16 protein-coding genes are annotated in these 16967 nt (G+C 65.4%); 8 read left to right on the forward strand and 8 right to left on the reverse strand.

Translation table 11 applies throughout. From position 1 onward, the window contains the following. Positions 1-29: 29 nt before the first annotated feature. Positions 30-1358 carry a C4-dicarboxylate transporter DctA gene (locus tag OKW27_RS26500; protein ID WP_090801858.1) on the reverse strand — a complete coding sequence of 443 codons (1329 nt, stop codon included), beginning with the start codon at positions 1356-1358 and terminating at the stop codon, positions 30-32. Positions 1359-1595: 237 nt separating this feature from the next. Here OKW27_RS26500 and OKW27_RS26505 point away from each other — a divergent pair, with 237 nt between their 5' ends. Continuing rightward, complete coding sequence (locus tag OKW27_RS26505; RefSeq protein WP_429335319.1) at positions 1596-2282, forward strand: FadR/GntR family transcriptional regulator; 687 nt, start codon at positions 1596-1598, stop codon at positions 2280-2282. A 71-nt stretch (positions 2283-2353) separates the two neighbouring features. On the opposite strand, the gene gap is transcribed toward OKW27_RS26505, so the two are convergent. After that, complete coding sequence (gene gap, locus OKW27_RS26510) at positions 2354-3364, reverse strand: type I glyceraldehyde-3-phosphate dehydrogenase (protein ID WP_008923882.1); 1011 nt, start codon at positions 3362-3364, stop codon at positions 2354-2356. Positions 3365-3476: 112 nt separating this feature from the next. Continuing rightward, the gene (gene tkt, locus OKW27_RS26515) at positions 3477-5498 is read right to left on the reverse strand and encodes a transketolase (protein WP_429335320.1); all 2022 of its coding nucleotides are present in this window, start codon (positions 5496-5498) and stop codon (positions 3477-3479) included. A 269-nt stretch (positions 5499-5767) separates the two neighbouring features. Between tkt and speE the strand changes: the two genes are divergently transcribed. The 3 genes from speE to OKW27_RS26530 all read left to right on the forward strand — a co-directional run bounded on the left by speE (position 5768) and on the right by OKW27_RS26530 (position 7948). Then, positions 5768-6670, forward strand: coding sequence for a polyamine aminopropyltransferase (gene speE, locus OKW27_RS26520; protein WP_429335321.1), 903 nt, complete (start codon positions 5768-5770; stop codon positions 6668-6670). Between the two features lie 104 nt (positions 6671-6774). Then, the gene (locus tag OKW27_RS26525) at positions 6775-7188 is read left to right on the forward strand and encodes a VOC family protein (protein ID WP_090801864.1); all 414 of its coding nucleotides are present in this window, start codon (positions 6775-6777) and stop codon (positions 7186-7188) included. Positions 7189-7207: 19 nt separating this feature from the next. After that, entirely contained in the window at positions 7208-7948 is a 741-nt protein-coding gene (locus tag OKW27_RS26530; protein ID WP_429335322.1) for a 16S rRNA (uracil(1498)-N(3))-methyltransferase, read from the forward strand. A gap of 129 nt (positions 7949-8077) precedes the next feature. Here OKW27_RS26530 and OKW27_RS26535 read toward each other — a convergent pair whose 3' ends face one another. From OKW27_RS26535 to OKW27_RS26545, 3 genes are all read right to left on the reverse strand, one after another. Continuing rightward, positions 8078-8638, reverse strand: a complete 561-nt coding sequence (locus OKW27_RS26535; protein ID WP_090805466.1) for a barstar family protein — start codon at positions 8636-8638, stop codon at positions 8078-8080. Positions 8639-8654: 16 nt separating this feature from the next. Continuing rightward, positions 8655-9068 (reverse strand): ribonuclease, encoded by a 414-nt coding sequence (locus OKW27_RS26540; protein ID WP_429335323.1) that lies wholly within the window; start codon positions 9066-9068, stop codon positions 8655-8657. Positions 9069-9488: 420 nt separating this feature from the next. After that, a complete protein-coding gene (locus OKW27_RS26545; RefSeq protein ID WP_429335324.1) occupies positions 9489-11828 on the reverse strand; it encodes an NADP-dependent malic enzyme in 2340 nt (779 codons plus the stop codon). Between the two features lie 178 nt (positions 11829-12006). On the opposite strand from OKW27_RS26545, the gene thiL reads away from it, so the two are divergent. The 4 genes from thiL (at position 12007) to OKW27_RS26565 (ending at position 14746) form a co-directional block, all read left to right on the forward strand. Next, positions 12007-13008, forward strand: coding sequence for a thiamine-phosphate kinase (thiL, locus tag OKW27_RS26550; RefSeq protein ID WP_429335325.1), 1002 nt, complete (start codon positions 12007-12009; stop codon positions 13006-13008). Next, complete coding sequence (locus tag OKW27_RS26555) at positions 12998-13573, forward strand: phosphatidylglycerophosphatase A family protein (protein WP_429335326.1); 576 nt, start codon at positions 12998-13000, stop codon at positions 13571-13573. The genes thiL and OKW27_RS26555 overlap by 11 nt, the downstream gene beginning before the upstream one ends. 109 nt (positions 13574-13682) lie before the next feature. After that, complete coding sequence (locus tag OKW27_RS26560; RefSeq protein WP_090801874.1) at positions 13683-14183, forward strand: CinA family protein; 501 nt, start codon at positions 13683-13685, stop codon at positions 14181-14183. Between the two features lie 32 nt (positions 14184-14215). Beyond that, positions 14216-14746 carry a cupin domain-containing protein gene (locus OKW27_RS26565; RefSeq protein WP_184022907.1) on the forward strand — a complete coding sequence of 177 codons (531 nt, stop codon included), beginning with the start codon at positions 14216-14218 and terminating at the stop codon, positions 14744-14746. 51 nt (positions 14747-14797) lie between these two features. Here OKW27_RS26565 and pyrF read toward each other — a convergent pair whose 3' ends face one another. Together pyrF and OKW27_RS26575 are read right to left on the reverse strand one after the other, a co-directional pair. After that, positions 14798-15613, reverse strand: a complete 816-nt coding sequence (pyrF, locus tag OKW27_RS26570) for an orotidine-5'-phosphate decarboxylase (protein WP_429335327.1) — start codon at positions 15611-15613, stop codon at positions 14798-14800. Positions 15614-15799: 186 nt separating this feature from the next. Continuing rightward, complete coding sequence (locus OKW27_RS26575; RefSeq protein ID WP_429335328.1) at positions 15800-16858, reverse strand: aldose 1-epimerase; 1059 nt, start codon at positions 16856-16858, stop codon at positions 15800-15802. Between the last annotated feature and the right edge of the window lie 109 nt (positions 16859-16967).

Consider the following 16967-nt stretch of genomic DNA (forward strand, 5'->3'; position numbering starts at 1 on the left):
GATGCCGGTTCGTCTGGTCAGACCAGCCGTCATACCGCCGGTGCGGGTTCGGCCGCACCGGGTTCGACGAGCGTGTCGTCGACGACGGGCACGTAGCGCAGCGCCGCGTCGCGATTCAGCACGCGATGCGCGCGCGCCTTGTCGATATCGTTTTCCCACACGGCGACCACCACCGTCGCGACGCAGTTGCCGATCAGGTTGGTGAGCGCCCGGGCGATGCCGACGAACCAGTCGACCGGCAGAATCAGCACGAGACCGAGCACGGGAATCGCGGGAATCGCGGACAGCGTCGCCGCGAGAATCACGATCGCAGAGCCCGGAATGCCGTGCGCGCCCTTCGATGTCACCAGCGACACCAGCACGACGACGATCAGGTCATGAATAGACAGCGGCGTGTTGGTCGCCTGCGCGATGAACAGCACGGCGAGCGTCAGATAGATCGAGAAGCCGTCGAGGTTGAACGAGTAGCCGGTCGGAATCACGAGACCGACCGTCGAATCCTTGACGCCCATCCATTCGAGCTTGCGCATGATCTGCGGCAGCACGGCGTCGGACGACGCGGTGCCGAGCACGATGGACAGTTCTTCGCGCAGATAGCGGATCAGCTTGAAGATGCTGAAGCCGGCGAGCCGCATCACCGCGCCGAGCACGAGCACGACGAACACCACGCAGCTCGCGTAGAACACCAGCACGAGCATGCCGAGCTGCTTCAGCGACTCGACGCCGTAGGTGCCGGTCGTGAACGCGATCGCGCCGAGCACGCCGAGCGGCGCGAGCTTGATGATGAAGCCCATCACGCGGAAGAACACCTGCGACAGCTCATCGATCAACCCGCTCACGCGCTGCGCGCGCTTGCCGAGCAGCGACAGCGCCGAGCCGAACAGCACCGAGAACACGAGGATCTGCAGAATGTCGCCGGTCGCGAACGCGTTGATCGCCGTGTCGGGGATGATCTTCAGCAGGAAGCCCGCTGTGTCCTTCAGGCTCTTCGCGTGTTCGGTATAGGTCGCGAGCGACGCCGCATCGAGCGAGTTCAGGTTCACGTTCATACCTGCACCAGGACGCGTCGCGTAAGCGAGCACCGCGCCGATCACGAGCGCGATCGTCGTCATCGCCTCGAAGTAGATCACCGACTTCAAGCCGACGCGGCCGACCTTGCGCAGATCGCCCGCGTGCGCCATGCCGCTCACCACCACGCAGAACACGATCGGCCCGATCACCATCTTGATCAGCTTCAGAAAACCATCGCCAAGCGGCCGCAAGGACTGCGCGAAATGCGGAAACACGGCACCGAGCACGATGCCGGCCACGAGCGCTATCACGACCCGGCCAAATAGCGAATTGAAGAATTTCAACACGGCTTCCTCCTGCGGATGGTTATCTCGGTCACTTCTGTTCAGACTGGTCCGACCAGTGCTGTTATGGCGAATAGTAGAAAGCCGATATACCCGCGTCAAGGACTCATCGAGCAGTGTTTACCCGTTGTGTTTTCGGCGATTTCGGGTCGGATTTCGGGATTTCAGACGGCGCGCGGCGCGCCTTCGCGCGCGCAAGTATTAGAATTGCGGTCAGACCACGCTACCGAGCGATCCCTCATGAAAAACGTCCCGCACACCGTCACCGACGCGGCCATCGCGACCATCCGCGAGCGTATCGAGGGGGGCGTCTATCCGGTGGGCAGTCTGCTGCCGGCGCAGCGCCAGCTATCCGATGAACTGTCGATCAGCCGCGCGTCACTGCGCGAAGCGCTTTCCACGCTGGAAGCGCTTGGTCTGCTGGTGATCCGCCCTGGCAAAGGCGTCTACGTGGAAAGCGCGCAGGCGAAAAACGCGCAGGCGTGGCGCTTCGCCGAGCAGTCGTCGCTGCCCGACACGTATCAAATGCGCTACGCGCTTGAAGGCTTCGTCGCGCGTATGGCGGTGCTCGCGGTCACCGACGACGACCTTGCGTGGCTCGAGGAAAACATCACCGCGATGCAAAGCGCGCTCGCCTGCGAGGAACTCGACGAAGCAGCTCGGCTCGACTACGCGTTCCATATGCGCATCGTCAGCATCGCGGGCAATGCGGCGATCGAGTCGATCCTGCGCAGCAGCGCCGAGATCATGCAGGAAAGCCAGCGCATGCCGTTCTACCGGCGCGAGCGGGTGCTGTCCACGTACACCGAACATCGCGCGATTCTCGACGCGTTGAAGGCCCGCGATTCGCTCGCCGCGGGCAAGGCGATCGAGACGCACATCGCGAACGCCGCACAGCGCGCCGGCGTCTATTTCCCCACGCCGTAGACGGCAAAAATCGCAGACGAAAAAAAACCGCTCCGAAGAGCGGCTTTTTCATGCAGCGTGAAACCCGAAACTTACTTCGCGTTCGCGAGCGCCACAGCCGTGTCCAGCATGCGGTTCGAGAAGCCCCACTCGTTGTCGTACCAGCTCGACACCTTCACGAGTCGGCCCGACACCTTGGTCAGCGTCGAGTCGAACGTCGACGAAGCCGGGTTGTGGTTGTAGTCGATCGACACGAGCGGTGCGTCGTTGTAACCGAGGACGCCCTTCAGCGCACCTTCCGATGCTTCCTTCATGATCGCGTTGACTTCCTCGACCGTCGTGTCGCGCGCGGCGATGAACGACAGGTCGACGACCGATACGTTGATCGTCGGGACGCGGATTGCGTAGCCGTCCAGCTTGCCGTTCAGTTCCGGCAGCACGAGGCCGACCGCCGATGCCGCGCCGGTCTTGGTCGGGATCTGGCTATGCGTGGCCGAACGCGCGCGGCGCAGGTCTTCGTGGTACACGTCGGTCAGAACCTGGTCGTTCGTGTACGCGTGGATCGTCGTCATCAGGCCGTTCACGAGGCCGATCTTGTCGTTCAACGGCTTGACCAGCGGCGCGAGGCAGTTGGTCGTGCACGATGCGTTCGAGATGACCGTGTCCGACGCCTTCAGCACGTTGTGGTTCACGCCGTAGACAATCGTCGCGTCGACGTCCTTACCGCCCGGCGCCGAGATGATGACCTTCTTCGCGCCGCCCTTGATGTGCGCGCTCGCCTTTTCCTTGGTCGTGAAAAAGCCCGTGCACTCCATCACGACGTCGACGCCCAGCTCGCCCCACGGCAGTTCGGCCGGGTTGCGGTTCGCCAGCACGCGGATCTTGTCGCCGTTCACGACGAGGTAGTCGCCGTCTACCGACACGTCGCCCGGGAACTTGCCGTGCGCGGTGTCGTACTGCGTCAGGTGGGCGTTGGTCTTCGCATCGCCCAGATCGTTGATGGCAACGATTTCGATATCGTGCTTCTTGCCGTTTTCATAGAAGGCGCGCAGGGTATTGCGGCCGATCCGGCCGTAGCCGTTGATTGCGACGCGAATCGTCATGATTTATCTCCTGATGGCTAAAAAATCCGTTTATGTTCGCCTGGTCGGACTTCCGGTTCGGTGCGTTGCCGCGCGCAGCCACGAGGGGCACGACGGCAACGCGACGCAACCATCAGCCGAGCGCGGCCTTGACCGTCGCCACCACGTGCTCGACGGTGAAACCGAAATGCTTGAACAGCACGCCTGCCGGGGCCGATTCGCCGAACGTGTCGATGCCGACCACGCCGCCTTCCAGACCAACGTACTTGCGCCAGAAATCCGACACGCCCGCTTCGATCGCGACGCGACGCACGCCATGCGGCAGCACGCGTTCGCGGTACTCGGCGTCCTGCTTGTCGAACACGGTCGTCGACGGAATCGACACGACGCGGGCGGCGATGCCTTCGCGCGCGAGGGGCTCGACGGCTTTCATCGCGAGTTCGACTTCCGAGCCCGTCGCGATCAGGATGATCTTACGCGCGACGATCTCTTCATCCCAGTCGCGCAGCACGTAGCCGCCCTTCTCGATGTTGGCGATCTGCGCGTCGGTGCGCTCGTTGAACTGCAGGTTCTGGCGACTGAAGATCAGGCACGACGGACCTTCATGCTCGATCGCATGGGTCCAGGCCACCGCGGTTTCGACCGTGTCGGCCGGGCGCCACGTTTGCAGATTCGGGATCAGGCGCAGGCTCGCGACGTGTTCGATCGACTGGTGGGTCGGGCCGTCTTCGCCGAGACCGATCGAGTCGTGCGTGAACACGAAGATCGACGGCGACTTCATCAGCGCGGCGACGCGCAGCGCGTTGCGGCTGTAGTCGGAGAACGTCAGGAACGTGCCGCCGAACGCCTTGTAGCCGCCATGCAGCGCGACGCCGTTGATCGCCGCGCTCATGCCGAATTCGCGCACGCCGTAGTTCACGTAGTTGCCGGCGGCACGGCCTTCGGCATTCACGCGCACCGGCTTGGCGGCCTTCCAGTTGGTGAGGTTCGAGCCGGTCAGGTCGGCGGAACCGCCGAGCAGTTCGGGCAACACGGCCGACAGACCTTCGATGGCCTGCTGCGATGCCTTACGCGTCGCCACGGTCTCAGCGCGCTCGTTCGCGCCGGCGATGATCGCTTTCGCCTTATCTTTCCAGTCGGCCGGCAGTTGCTTCGCGCTGCGGCGCTTGAATTCGGCCGCTTCCTGCGGGTACTTCGCCGCGTAGGCAGCGAACGCCTCGTCCCATTCCGCTTCGAAGCGCGCGCCCGCTTCCTTCGCGTCCCATGCCGTGTAGACTTCCTGCGGAATCACGAACGGCTCCCACTTCCAGCCGATCGCTTCGCGCGTCGCCGCGATTTCCTTGTCGCCGAGCGGCGCGCCGTGCGAATCGTGCGAGCCCGCCTTGGTCGGCGCGCCTTCACCGATCACGGTCTTGCAGCAGATCAGCGTCGGCTTGTCCGACAGCTTCGCCTGCCTGATCGCCGCGTCGACCGCGTCGACGTCATGGCCGACTACGTTCGGGATCACGTTCCAGCCGTACGCTTCGAAGCGCTTCGGCGTGTCGTCGTGGAACCAGTGCACCACTTCGCCGTCGATCGAAATGCCGTTGTCGTCGTAGAACGCGATCAGCTTGTTCAGCTTCAGCACGCCCGCGAGCGAGCAGGCTTCGTGCGAGATGCCTTCCATCAGGCAGCCGTCGCCGACGAACACGTACGTGTGGTGATCGACGATCCTGGCGTCGGGCTTGTTGAATTCGGTGGCGAGCAGCGATTCGGCGAGCGCCATGCCGACCGCGTTCGCGAGACCCTGGCCGAGCGGGCCGGTGGTCGTCTCGACGCCCGGCGTGATGCCGTATTCCGGGTGACCCGGCGTCTTCGAATGGAGCTGGCGGAAGTTCTTCAGCTCGTCCATCGGCAGGTCGTAGCCGGTCAGATGCAGCAGCGAGTACAGCAGCATCGAGCCGTGACCGTTCGACAGCACGAAGCGGTCGCGATCGGCCCATTGCGGGTTCTTCGGGTTATGGCGCAGATGACGCGACCACAGGGCGACGCCGATTTCGGCCATGCCCATCGGCATGCCGGGGTGACCGGAGTTCGCCTTTTGAACGGCGTCCATGGCCAACGCGCGGATCGCGTTGGCCATCAGGGAGGTGGGTGCGGGAGACGGGGTCGTCATGTCGAGTCCGAGGACAGAGTCAGAAAGCGGGGGCGCGCTTGAGGCCCGGAAGCTCGGCGGTCACTTCGCTACGGCGCACGATGCGGCGCCAGGAGACGCGAAACGGGCAGAGCAAGCGGACAAGGCTGAAAGCGTCACATTCTAGCAGAAGGCTACCCCCTATCCGGCCGGAAAGCCGCCTGGCCGCGTGGTTCAACGCGCACCGCCAGGCGGCGGCATTTACAATTCGAGCAGCTGTGTGTCCGCACTACCGATCGAGCCCGTCCGCCGTGAACGCCCCGCTATTGTTCCAGCCTTGTCCCGACGCCGTCTACGGCTTTCCTCACGCGCGCCTCGTCGAGCGTGTCGAATCCCGTTATCAGACGATCGAGATCTGGGACACGCCGCAGCTCGGCGCGCTGTTCACGCTCGACGGCCGTCCGATGGCGTCCGCAGGCGACGAGTTCATCTACCACGAATGCATGGTGCATCCGGCCGCGCTCGCGCATCCGGCGCCGCGCGCGGCGCTGGTGCTCGGCGGCGGCGATGGCGGGGCCGCGAGGCAATTGCTCAGGCATCCGGGCATCGAGCGGATCGTCGTCGCGGAGCTCGATCCCGAGGTCGTGCGGCTCACGCGCGGACATTTGCCGCAGGTGCATGGCGGTGCGTTCGACGATCCGCGCGTCGAGCTGGTGATCGGCGATGCGGCGGACTACGTCGCGGCGGCGGCCCGCGCGACGCAGGGTGCAACGAACGTCGCGGCCGCGCAGTTCGACCTCGTCGTATTCGACCTGACGCCACCCGATTCGCCCGCGGCCGGCCTGTACACGCCGAGCTTCTACGCGCAGTTGAAGCGCGTGCTACGTGCTGATGCGTTGCTGTCGCTCCATCTCGGCTCGCCGTACCACCACGCGCCGCGCATCGCCGCGCTGCTCGGCGATCTGCACGCCGCGTTCGCACAGGTGCGCACGCTGGGCACCTTCGTGCCGCTCTACGGCTCGCTATGGCTGATGGCGATCGCCAGCGACACGCTCGACCCCGCCGTGCTCACCGCCGACACGCTCACCGAGCGTCTCGCCGCGCGCGGCATCGATTCGCTGCGTCATTACGAACCAGCCCTGCACGCGGGGCTATTCTCGGCGGCGCGATCGGCGCGCGATAAACTGAGCCCGTTGACGAAGTCGTCCTTTTGAAGCGCGGACACCTTGCGCGAATCGGTTCGTGTGATGCCGGCGTGCCGCGCCCGACCGAAACCCGCAACCGTGGCCTCGCCGCCTCACGAGATCCGGAGAACTCCATGACCGCCCCCCACCCCGCCGGTGTGCCTTGGCTCACCCCCTATCTGACGGTGCGCGACGCGCGCGCGTCGACGGCATTCTTCTCGGCGGCGTTCGGTTTCGACGTGCGCGACAGCGTGCAGGACGACGGCGTCGTCATGCATGTCGAGATGACCTATCAAGGCCAGCTGATCGTGATGTTCGCGCCTGAAGGCGCGTTCGGCTCGACCGCGAAGACGCCGAAAAGCGCGGGCACGATCGCGCCGCAATCGTTCTATGTCTATGTCGAGGACGTCGACGCCGTGTATGCTCGCGCGCTCGCGGCCGGCGCGAAGTCGCTGAGCGAGCCACAGGACCAGTTCTGGGGCGACCGCTTCGCGCAGGTCGAGGATATCGACGGCTATCGCTGGGCACTCGCCCGCCACCTGTCCTGAATTCAAGAGTCACCCGTCGATGCCCCGTTTTTTTGTTGATATCCCGCTTTACGCCGACGACGTGATCGCACTGCCCGACGACGTCGTGCGCCACGTGGCCGTGCTGCGTCTGCAGCCAGGCGATTCCCTGGCGTTGTTCAACGGCCAGGGCGGCGAATACGGCGCCGAACTCGTCGAGGTCGAGCGTCGTGCGGCTCGCGTGAAAATCGGCGAATTTCGCGCGATCGAGGTCGAGCCGCCGTATCGGCTGACGCTCGCCCAAGGCATCGCCGGCGGCGACAAGATGGACTGGCTGATCGAGAAGGCGGTCGAACTCGGCGCCTCGGGCTTCGTGCCGCTCGCGACCGCGCGCAGCGTCGTGCGGCTTACCGGCGAGCGCGCGCAGCGGCGGCGGCAGCACTGGCAGGGTGTGGTGCGGGCGTCGTGCGAACAGTGCGGACGTAATCGGGTTCCGGACGTGATGCCGGTGTGCGAGATTGGCGCGTGGCTCGATACGCTGTCGCGCGAGCCGGCGCCTGACGAGCTGCGCCTGCTGTTATCGCCGCGCGCGAGCATCGGCTTTGCGGCGCTGCCTGACGCGCCGCCGCCTGGTGGCGTGACGCTGCTGATCGGCCCCGAAGGCGGCCTTTGCGCCGACGAGGAAGCCGCCGCCGGCGAACAGGGCTTTACCGCGATTGGCTTGGGACCGCGTGTGCTGCGCACGGAGACCGCCGGAATCGCAGTGTTGGCGGGGCTCGCGGCGCGCTGGGGCGGCTGGTGAGCGGGAGCTTGCCCAAGCAGCGCGACAAAAGCAAAGGCCCGCCAATTAGCGGGCCTTTGCCGTTTATACCGCGACGTTGACTGTCAGACTCAAGCAGCTACGCCTGAACAGGCGAAAATCCGGCGAACCTCAAGCGAACGAGTAGAACACCCGGAACGCGACCTTGCGCTCGGCCCAGAATTCGGCCGCTTCACGGAACACGTCGAGCAGCGTCTCGCGCCCTTCCTTGTCGAATTTCTGCGCGATCGGCAGGTGTTCGAGCACGATCACGAAGCCGGGCTGCGCGCCGGCCTTGTGCACGAGGTCGGTCAGGCAGTCGTAGAGCGCGTCGTAGTTCTTGCCGAAATGCTTGGGAAACAGGAACGACGTCGCGATCGTCTCGAGCACTTCCTGCTTCGAGGCGGCGTTCGCGCAATACGCATACAGAAAGTGCTGGCCGAGCAGGTTGGCCTCGTCGGCGAGATCCTGCACGCGGAACGCGCGGATCGACTGCACGATGTTCGGCCGCACCGTCCTGAAAAGGCTCATGGGCTCCTCGTTCGATGAAACCACCGTGGCAGCCTCGCTTTGATTGTCGCGACCCTGCTGGTCGGCGCGCATCTTCATGACGCGTTGGAACAAATTGCCGTCGCCGGCCGCGAAAAGATCCGTCGCGACTCCGGAATCGTGCGCGTAGATGTTGTCGCTCATGCCGTTCATCCCAATGTCATTCAACAATATGGTTAAAACTGGTGTAATGGTCGTCCGAGTAATAACAATTGTCGGTCCGCTGTAGCGGACCTCCGCAGACGATGCGGCGCGCCCCGCGATTACGCGCGTGAGGCGTGGGGACGGTGTATTCATGGTAATAGCCGCGCCGGTGGGCGGGCAGCACCCGTTCGTAGTTGCCGAATACGATGCCGTCCTTCTGATACGGGTAAGGCCCGCCGGCGGCAATGAGGTTCAACGTATCGACCGCCTCGCGCGGCAATTGCGCCAGCGCGATGGTGCCCACCTGCGCTTCCACCCCAGTTGGCGCCGAGTAATCTCGCGCCAGCGCGTCGGGCGCAGAACTGGACAACGCGCAGAGTGCGGCGGCACCGATCAGCACGCCTTTCATGCGCAACCAGTTGCGTGCCATGTATCCGGTTTCCCCGCTGTCAGATCACGAGTTTGACGACCATGAAAGTCGTAAGGGTATCGCTAATAGCCTTTGGAATCAACGTTCGACGGCCGATGGCACCCCGCCTCACCCCGCGGAAAAGCCGGTGGCGCGGACTTTGACGACTTTTGACAAAATGTTTAGCTCAATCAGGCTAAACTGAGCTCAACCGTGATCGAATGCAGTGCGGGCGGTGCAAGCGGCCGCTGGCCGAAGCGCTCGATTGCGGTTGTTAGAGCCTGTAACCACTGAGCCGAAAGGCCGTGTCATTGCCATTTTTCGGGGTGGCGATCCCCTGCTTGCCCTGAGGGCGTGCCCATTGCGGGCACGCCTTTTTTTTCAGGTACACCGGTTGGAAAACCGGCGCCGGGCCCGTCGCGGCCCGATCACGATGCGCAGTTAGCGGGTTGCGCTGACGTCCGCGACCAGCAGCGCCGTCATGTTGACGATCCGGCGCACCGTCGCCGACGGCGTCAGCACGTGCACCGGCTTGGCCGCGCCGAGCAGAATTGGGCCAATCGCAATGTTGTTGCCGGCCGCCGTCTTCAGCAGGTTGTACGAGATATTGGCCGCGTCGATGTTCGGCAGCACCAGCAGGTTCGCGTCGCCTTCGAGCGTCGAATCGGGCAATACCTCACGGCGCAGGTTGGCGTCGAGCGCGACGTCGCCGTGCATTTCGCCGTCAACTTGCAGCTCCGGCACGCGTTCGCGCAGGATCTCGAGCGTATCGCGCATCTTCTGCGCCGTCGGCGCATTGCTCGAACCGAAGTTCGAGTGCGACACGAGTGCAACCTTCGGCTCGATGCCGAAACGGCGCACTTCCTCGGCTGCCATGATCGTGATCTCAGCCAGCTCGGCCGGTGTCGGATCGACGTTCACGTGCGTATCGACGAGGAAAATCTGCCGATTCGGCAGCACCAGCGCGTTCATCGCCGCATAGACTTTCGCGCCGGGCTTCTTGCCGATCACCTGATCGATGAAGTGCAGGTGGCGGTGTGTGGTGCTGACCGTGCCGCAGATCATGCCGTCCGCCTCGCCCTTGTTGACCATCATCGAGCCAATCAGCGTGGTGCGGCGGCGCATCTCGAGCTTGGCCATCTGCGTGGTGATGCCCTTGCGCGACATCATCTTCGCGTATTCCTGCCAGAACTCGCGGTAACGTTCGTCATGATCGGTGTTGACGACCGTGTAGTCCTGCCCCGCGACGAGCCGCAGGCCATAACGCGCGATCCGCTGCTCGATCACGGCCGGCCGGCCGATCAGGATCGGCTTTGCGAGCTTTTCGTCGACGATGATCTGCATCGCGCGCAGCACGCGCTCTTCTTCGCCTTCCGCGAACACGATGCGCTTCTTCTCCGGCTCGATGCTGCGCGCGAGCTGGAAGATCGGCTTCATCGTCGTGCCGCTGTGATAAACGAACTGTTGCAGATGCTGCGCGTACGCGTCCATGTCCTCGATTGGACGCTCGGCGACGCCGCATTCCATCGCGGCCTTCGCCACCGCGGGCGCGACCTTCACGATCAGACGCGGATCGAAGGGTTTCGGAATCAGGTATTCCGGTCCGAACGATAGGTCCTGGATGCCGTACGCGGTCGCGACGATGTCGCTCTGCTCCTGGCGCGCCAGTTCGGCGATCGCGTTGACGGCGGCGATTTCCATTTCGCGCGTGACCGTCGTCGCGCCGGCGTCGAGCGCGCCGCGGAACAGAAACGGGAACACGAGCACGTTGTTGACCTGGTTCGGGTAGTCGGTGCGGCCCGTGCACAGCACCGCGTCCGGACGCACTTCGAGCGCGAGTTCCGGCAGGATTTCCGGCGTCGGGTTCGCAAGCGCGAGGATCAGCGGCCTGGCGGCCATCTGCTTGACCATGTCCTGCTTGAGCACGCCGCCAGCCGACAACCCGAGGAACACGTCCGCGCCTTCGATCACCTCGGCAAGCGAGCGCGCGTCGGTTTCACGCGCGAAACGCTCCTTGTCCGGATCCATCAGTTCGGTGCGGCCCTTGTACACGACGCCCGCGAGGTCGGTCACGGTGATGTTTTCGAGCGGCAGGCCGATGTCGACCAGCAGGTCCAGACACGCGAGCGCCGCCGCGCCTGCGCCCGACGCGACCAGCTTGACTTCCTTGATGTCCTTGCCGACGACCTTCAGGCCGTTGGTGACCGCCGCCGCGACGACGATCGCGGTGCCGTGCTGGTCGTCGTGGAAGACCGGAATCTTCATGCGCTTGCGGCATTCGCGTTCGACGATGAAGCAGTCCGGCGCCTTGATGTCTTCGAGGTTGATGCCGCCGAAGGTCGGTTCGAGCGCGGCGATCACCTCGACCAGCTTGTGCGGATCGTTCTCGTTGATCTCGATATCGAACACGTCGATGCCGGCGAACTTCTTGAACAGGACGGCCTTGCCTTCCATGACCGGCTTCGACGCGAGCGGCCCGATGTTGCCGAGGCCCAGCACCGCGGTCCCGTTCGTGACGACGCCGACGAGGTTGCTGCGCGCGGTGAAGCGCGCGGCGTTCAGCGGGCTCTCGACGATTTCCTCGCACGCGAACGCGACGCCAGGCGAATACGCCAGCGCGAGGTCGCGCTGGTTGATCATCTGCTTGGTCGGGGCGATCGCGATTTTGCCGGGAGTCGGGAACTCGTGGTAATCGAGAGCTGCTTCGCGGAGTTTGGTATTGACGGAATTCGACATAAGGCGGGCTTCGGAGGGCAGATTAGAATAGACGTTCGACGGCATTGTAGCCCCAATTGCCTACGCAATTCCTTCAATACGGGTACAACAGCCGCGACTGAAACAGCGTGAAAGCGCGCGTTGCCCGTTGTCCGGATGGTCCGGCGCTTGCGACGGGGCATCATGCTCAATCGCCTTGATCCGCGCCATTTCTCCAATCATTCTCCGCTCACCGTCCGCCATCATGCTTTCCGAGTTTTCGCTGATCGATCGTTTCTTTGCCCGCCGCGCCGCCGCCGGGCGGCCCGCCAATGCCGAAGGCGGCACGCTCGGCATCGGCGACGATTGCGCGTTGCTGGCGCCGCCTGCCGGCGAAATGCTGGCGATATCGACGGACATGCTGGTCGAAGGCCGTCATTTCTTCGCCGATATCGATCCCGAAGCGCTCGGTCACAAGGCGCTTGCCGTCAATCTGTCTGACCTCGCCGCAATGGGCGCGCAGCCGCGGGCGTTCACGCTGGCCTTCTCGCTGCCGAAAGCCGACGAAGCCTGGCTTTCCGGTTTCAGCGAAGGCCTGTTCGCGCTCGCCGAGCGCTACGGTTGCGAGCTGATCGGCGGCGATACGACGGGCGGGCCGCTCAATCTGTGCATTACGGTATTCGGCAGCGTGCCGCCGCGAACAGCCTTGCGCCGCGATGCCGCGCAACCCGGCGACGACATCTGGATCTCCGGCACTCTCGGCGACGCGCGCGCCGGCCTCGGCGCGCAGCGCGGCGAATGGTCCGCCACCGCGAATGACGCCGCGACGTTCCGCCGGGCGCTCGAACGCCCCGAGCCGCGCATCGCGCTCGGCCTCGCGCTGCGCGGCATCGCACACGCGGCGCTCGACCTGTCGGACGGACTCGCCGGCGATCTGCGGCACATCCTCGAACGCTCGTCGGTGGGCGCGAGCGTCGACGTCGATGCGGTGCCGCGCTCGGCCGCGCTACGCCGCCTGCCGCCCGACGTCCAGCAGCGCTGCACGCTCGCCGGCGGCGACGACTACGAGCTGTGCTTCACCGCGCCCGCCGCCGCGCGCGCCGCGGTCGAGGCCGCCGCGCAGAAGGCCGCCGTGCCGGTCACCCGCATCGGTACAATAAGCGCACTGGAGGCGGCCACCGACCGCCCGGCCATCGCGTGGCGCAACGCCAGCGGCGCGCCGCTCACTCTGACCTTGCAAGGTTTCGATCACTTTCATGCAGAATGACCCCCCGCTCGGCCCCGCCGACGACTTCCTCGGCGGCGAGCCGCCCCAGCCGCCTGGACCGCGCGAGCCGAAGCCTGCTCAGCCGCGCCGCGCGACCGCGCGCTTCATGCTGTCGCATCCAGTCCACCTTCTGTCGCTCGGCTTCGGCAGCGGGCTGTCGCCCGTCGCACCGGGCACGATCGGCACGCTGCTCGGGTGGGCCTCGTTCGCGGTGCTGAGTCGTTATCTGACAGTTATCGAATGGGGCGTGCTGATCGGCGTCGGCTTTCTCGGCGGCATCGCGTTGTGCGGCTTTACCGCGAAGCGGCTCGGCGTCGAGGATCCGTCGGCGGTCGTGTGGGACGAAATCGTCGCGATCTGGCTCGTGCTGCTGATGGTCACGCCTGCCACGCTCGCCGGCCAGGTGTGGGCGTTCCTGATCTTCCGCTTCTTCGACATGGTGAAGCCGCCGCCGATCGGCTACTTCGACCGCCGGCTGAAAGGTGGCTTTGGCATCATGTTCGATGACCTGATCGCCGCATTTTTTACGTTGCTGGTGATTGCGCTGTGGCGGATGTCGGTTTGAGCGCTGCCTGTTCACCGTTCGAGTACCGTTCGACTCTTTTGGTCGCCGCCAGGCCCCTGCCGTTCGCCGCGCCGCCCGGCCGGCTTCGTTTTCCGGATTGACTGACGCCATGCCTACCGATTCCGTCGTTCACCAGCTTGCGATCCGCGTGAGCAACCGTCTGCGCGACGAGCGCCTGATGCTCGTGACCGCCGAGTCCTGCACGGGCGGCATGGTCGCGACCGCGATCACCGACATCTCCGGCAGCAGCGGCTGGTTCGAACGCGGCTTCGTCACGTATTCGAACCAGGCGAAAAGCGAAATGATCGGCGTGCCGGCCGACCTGATCGAAAAGCACGGCGCGGTCAGCGAGCCGGTCGCACGAGCGATGGCCGAAGGCGCGCTGCGCAACAGCCGAGCGCAGGTGTCGCTGTCGATCACCGGCGTCGCCGGCCCCGGCGGCGGCACGGAAACCAAGCCGGTCGGCATGGTGTCGTTCGGTTGGAGCAACCGGCTGCACACGTCGGTGGAAACGAAGATTTTCAAGGGCGACCGCGACCAGATCCGCGTGCAGGCCGCGGCGCACGCGCTGCGCGGCCTGCTGGCGCTACTCGACGAACGCGAGCATTGAGCGGCGGCTAACTATCACTGAGGAGGCGGACAATGCCGGATTCGCGCGCGATCGCAGACGAACTGATCCGCCGCTTCGATCTGAAGCCCCATCCTGAAGGCGGCTTTTTTGCGGAGACCTACCGCTCGGCCGCGCGTGTGCTGCGCGCCGGCGAGCCGAGCGAGGTTGGGAACGCCCGTGCGGCGTCGACTGCGATCCATTACTTGCTGTGCGACGGCGCGCATTCGGCGTGGCATCGGATCCGTTCCGATGAAGTCTGGCATTTCTATGCCGGCGAGCCGCTGCTGGTCCACGTGCTCGATGAAAGCGATGCCGGCGGCGTGCTCGTCACGCACCGGCTCGGCAATCCGCTCACGCATCCCGATACGGTCTGTCAAGCCGTCGTGCCGGCCGGCTTGTGGTTCGCGGCCGAGTGCGCCGATCCGGCATCGTTCGCGCTGGTCGGCTGCACGGTCGCGCCTGGTTTCGAATTCAGCGAGTTCGAACTCGCGGAGGTGGACGCGCTGAAGGCGCGGCATCCGCGGCATGCGGGGTTGATCGGGCGGCTCGCACCGGCGCGCTGACGCGCCGCGCCGGCCGTCGCGGGATCGCCCGCCGCGGGATCGCCCGCCGGTTCAACGAAACGCGTTGATCCGGTCGCGGGTGTCCTTCGCGGCCTGCGCGGCCGCTTGCACGAAATCGTCGCCCCTGCCCGCGTAGATGATCGCGCGCGAAGAGTTGATCAGCATGCCGGTGCCGTTCGTGGTGCGTCCGGCGCTCACGGTGGCCTGCACGTCGCCGCCTTGCGCGCCGATACCCGGAATCAGCAGCGGCATGTCGCCGACGATCCCCCGCACCACTTCAATTTCCTTCGGAAACGTCGCGCCGACCACGAGCCCAAGCTGGCCGCTCGCATTCCACTTCTGCGCGGCCAGTTGCGCGACGACCTGATACAACGGCCGCCCGCTTGTCTCGAGAAACTGCAGATCCGAGCCACCCGCGTTCGACGTGCGACACAGCACGATCACGCCCTTGCCTGCGTGCTCGAGATACGGCTCGATGGAATCGAAACCCATGTACGGATTGACCGTCACCGCGTCGGCCTGGTAGCGCTCGAAGGCCTCGCGTGCGTATTGCTCGGCCGTGCTGCCGATATCGCCGCGCTTGGCGTCGAGAATCACCGGCAGGCCCGGATGGTTCGCGTGAATGTGGGCGATCAGCTGCTCGAGCTGCTCTTCTGCGCGATGCGCGGCGAAGTAGGCGATCTGCGGCTTGAACGACGACGCGTACGGCGCGGTTGCATCGACGATCGTGCGGCAGAACTCGAAGATCGCGTCGGCGCGGTCCGCGAGCGCACCCGGGAATTTGCTGGGCTCGGGATCGAGGCCAACGCACAGCAGCGAGTTCGTGCGCTGCCAGGCGTCGTTGAGTGTCTGGATGAAATTGGACATGGTGAGTCTCGCGGCGAGCCGGTAATCGGAGGAGGCGCGTATTTTACCTGTCCCACGAACGCCGTCCGTCGATGGCGGTCACCGCGCGGCCCGCGCCTCATAGGCGATAGCAGCGCCAGGCCGCCCGTTCGGACGTTCGTCCGGCCGGCGGCCCGGCGGCTACGACTGCGGCTACGGCTGCGACTACTACCTGCGCCGCGCGCCACGCCCGCCCGGCATCGAGCGCAGTCCAGTCCGCTCGACCGTGAAGCGGAACGTGCGCGTCAACCGCTCGCCGCGCTTGAGCAGCGTCATGCCGTTTTCGCTCGCGCCGCCCGCCAGGTTCATCGCATTGATCGGATGATCGACCGGTTCGAAGCAGAAGAAGTCTTCGCCGGGCGGCGTGTACAGCACGTAATAGTCGGTGTCGGCGGCGATGTTCAGCGACAGACGGCGCTTCGGCCACACCACTGCCGCCTGGCCGCTCCAGCCGGTGAACGCGTGATTGACGATCGTCTCCGGCAGCGGATACGCGACGCCGAACTGCCACGCGGGGGGCGCCGGCACGTGGCGCACCGGCAGCCAGTCGTCGCCCGAGAGCCACAGGCCGCCGGCCGCCGCCGACAGCTCGGTGTCCGCGTCGCGCACGAAGAACGGATGCACGCCGAGCCCGAACGGCAGCGTCTCGCGGCCAGCGTTTTCGATGTCGAGCGAGACGACCAGCGTTGGGCCGTCCAGCGTATAGGTTTGTGTCGCGCGGAACGCGTACGGCTTGCCGTCGCTGCGGTCGAGCGCGAGACGCACGTGCTCGCGGCCCGCGTCGAGCACCTGCCATTGCGCGAGCCAGCCGTCGCCGTGAATCGGCAGCGGCTCGTCGGCGCGGTTGCGCGGCACCTCGACGCGCCGCCCGGCCACGCTGAAATGGCCGCCGCCGATGCGGTTCGAGTACGGCAAGAGCGGATAGCAGGCCAGTTGGTTCGGTTGCGTATCGCCACCGACGTGACTGCAGCGCCGGAAGATCGGCGTCAGCGCGCCGTCGTCGCGCCAGTCGAAGCGGGTCACACCGCCGCCGAGCGTCGGCGCGACATCGAGACGCAATTGCGAGTTGGCGAGCGTGATGCACGCGACATCGCCGGCGCTGCCTTCGCCGAGGGCCACCGCCGACGTGCTCGGGCCCGCCAGCACGGGATTGGCGGCCGCGGCGAGTCGCGAGCGTCGCGTTTGAGAGGTTGGGGATGAGGCTGAAACGAGATTCGCAACAGTCATATCTGGCTCCATCGAGAGGCGTGGGACGTTGCCGTCAGGGTTGACGGGAGTGGCGGGCGACTTTTTGTGACCAATTCGCCTCGAGTCCGAACTGCATGTTGCCGATTCG

Origin of the sequence: Paraburkholderia sp. 35.1 (assembly GCF_050436525.1) — a bacterium.
GTDB classification, from domain to species: Bacteria; Pseudomonadota; Gammaproteobacteria; order Burkholderiales; family Burkholderiaceae; genus Paraburkholderia; species Paraburkholderia tuberum.